This is a genomic window from Catenibacterium sp., assembly GCF_052354645.1.
GTDB lineage: Bacteria > Bacillota_I > Bacilli_A > Erysipelotrichales > Coprobacillaceae > Catenibacterium > Catenibacterium mitsuoka_A.
In genome coordinates this window covers 1-2844 of sequence record NZ_DAWDDM010000254.1, presented here as the reverse complement: position 1 = coordinate 2844, position 2844 = coordinate 1, and the positions used below count along the sequence as shown (strand labels likewise).

At 32.2% G+C, this 2844-nt stretch carries 2 protein-coding genes; both read right to left on the bottom strand.

Annotation, left to right across the window (positions count from 1 at the left end; translation table 11 throughout):
* Positions 1-1121: cysteine desulfurase family protein (locus ACT8VG_RS09565; protein WP_444195728.1), on the bottom strand; the 1121-nt coding region annotated here is incomplete at its 3' end.
* Positions 1122-1170: 49 nt separating this feature from the next.
* Positions 1171-2844: septation ring formation regulator EzrA (locus ACT8VG_RS09560; RefSeq protein WP_444195727.1), on the bottom strand; the 1674-nt coding region annotated here is incomplete at its 5' end.

Below are 2844 nucleotides of genomic sequence, written 5' to 3'. Positions count from 1 at the left end.
ATTCTATTTAATGTATCTTTTAATGCATCTAGGAATGTATCTAATTCCTCTTTTGTAGTGAGATGTGAGAATGAGAGTCTGAGTGCACTTGTTCCAATAAGGGGATCTAAATGCATAGCAGCCAGTGTATGAGAGATTTCTACTTTTTTACTTGAACATGCACTCTTAGTAGAAATATAGATTCCTTTAGTTTCTAAATCATGCACAATAACTTCTGGTTTATAGTGTGGACATGAAATGTTTAAAATAAATGGACTCGCATCCTCTGGTGAATTAATCACTACATTGTCCATCGCACTTAATTGTACACGTAAATAGTCATTTAGTGACTTTACATAATCATAATGATTCTTTTGTGATTCAATAGCTTTACGCATTGTCTTTGCGAGTACAATATCCACGCATGCATTACTTGTACCACCTCTTAAGCCATTTTCCTGCTGACCACCATTAATAAGAGGTATAATGCTTGCAGTACGCTTCTTATAGAGTAATCCACTTCCCTTTAAGCCAAATACCTTATGAGCTGAGAAAGTAGCTAAATCTATATCATCTAATGTAATAGGAAGCTTACCTAAAGCCTGTACCATATCTACATGATATTTAGTTTTAGGATTCTTTTTATGTACAATAGATGCAATTTTATGAATAGGATTAATTGTTCCTACTTCATTATTCACATACATTGTAGAAACAAGAATTGTATCTTCTCTTATTAAAGATTCTAATTCTTTTAAATCAAGATGTCCATTTGAATCAATAGACACATAATCTACATCAAAGCCAAACACTTCCTCTAATTGTTTAAATGTATTGGCAACACTTGAATGTTCAAAAGCTGTTGTAATAATATGCTTTCCTCTATTCATATATTGGAAAGCTGTTCCTTTAATTGCTGTATTGTTGGATTCTGATGCACATGATGTAAAAATCAATTCATCAGGAGAAACATGAAGTAATTTCGCAATATGAGCTCTTGATTGCTCAATTAAACGGCTTACTTCATAACCTGGTGCATATGCAGAATCAGAATTCGCAAAATAAGTTGTTAAAAGTTTTGTATATGTAGAGCGTATTTCCTCATCAAGAGGTGTCGTAGCTACATAGTCTAGATAAATCATCTAATCACCTCGCCTTAAATAATAACGATATAAAAGAAAAAAGTCCACCCTAAGCGGACTTAATTTCTTTCCTTTTAATAAGCTCTTCATATTTTCCTGGTTCAAGTCTTTCTAGAATATCTACTGCCACTTGTAATGCATTACGATATTCACCATTTCTAAATAAGACTTCAGCCTTTGTAAGTTCTGTATTCACTTCTAAGAACATTGAACGATAACGGTTCGCATAAACAATTGCATCTTCAACCATACCTGCAGTTACAATCATATTATGTACATTATCATAAAGCTTATAAATCACATCTCTTGCCCCTTCTACCTTGGCACATAACTCATTCAATACAACTGGTTTATGGGCTTTAAAACGTTTAATTTCTTCTACTTTATTATAAGAATCCGCAATATAATCACGATAAGAATCATTTACTAAAGGAAGATGTTCATTCTTGATTTCTGACTTAATTTCTAATAAGACAATATTGATATTTTCTAAGAGTTCTTCTGTTTTCTGATTCTTAGTATCAATATCTTCTTTCTGCTTTTTAAATTCTTCAAGATAAGCATCATGCTGCATCATTCGATCATATAGATTTTCTACATGTTCCAACATATTTGCATAAGCGAAATGTCCAGATTCCATCTGTTCAATTAAATCATTGGCATCCTTTTGAATCTGTTTAAATTCTTCATACTTCTTACTGATTACAACTTCTTCTTCATCAATCACAAATTCAGTAATCAAACGACGATATTCTTTCATTGTATTTTGATAAACATCTGTCAATCTCTGAAGTTCATTATAACTTTCTCTCCACTTTTCCTTAAACTGCTTATAAGAATCAAGTTCTTTACCCAAATCAATCACTAATTCTTCAATTAATCCAGTTAATGGTTCAAGCACTTCTGCTGCACCTTTGATATCAACATTCTTTACATGGGCAATAGATTCTTCCATCTGTTTATCTACTTCCTGACGACGTGCTGCAATATTCATTTCTTCAAGTGCATATTCATCACCTTCTAAAGAAGTAATCAATTCATCCACCTTATCAATCTTACTTGGTAATAAGTCAGATACAACATATACATAAGAAGGAAGATCCTTTAAGTTCTCTTGAAGACTATCAATACGATTTTCAATTTCTTCAGTAAAATTCTTTGCATCCGCAAACATCTGATTATTCATCAATGTTTCAAGCTTCACAAAATCATCATCTAATTCTTTAAACATTTCTAAAGCATGTGGTACAAATTCTTCTACTTTAACACGAATCTTTTCATACTCATTGCCTACCTCACGGTATTTTCCTTTTACTCTAATGATTTCTACACGCTGGATGTTTTCTATTTCTGTCACCTTCTCTATACGTGCAAGAAGGTCTTTAGCGTCATGATCATAACGCTGAGTCATTTCACGAATCAACGCAAACTTCTTCTTTATACCATGGGTCTTTCCATAAAATAAAGATTCATCCACTTCATTCACAAGAACACCTAATTCATTCTTTTGGAATTCAGTAATCTTTTCAAAATCTTTTGTGAATTGTTCATATTCTTCAGCCACTTCTGGCATATTTTTCGCAATAGACTGTACACGGCCTAATCTATATTGTAATGGTAGTGTTTTAATTCCATTGATCTGGTTTTGTAAGTCCAATATTTCCTGACGATATATCTTTAATTTAATTGAATGATATACAATCATGAAAATAATCAAAGCTAC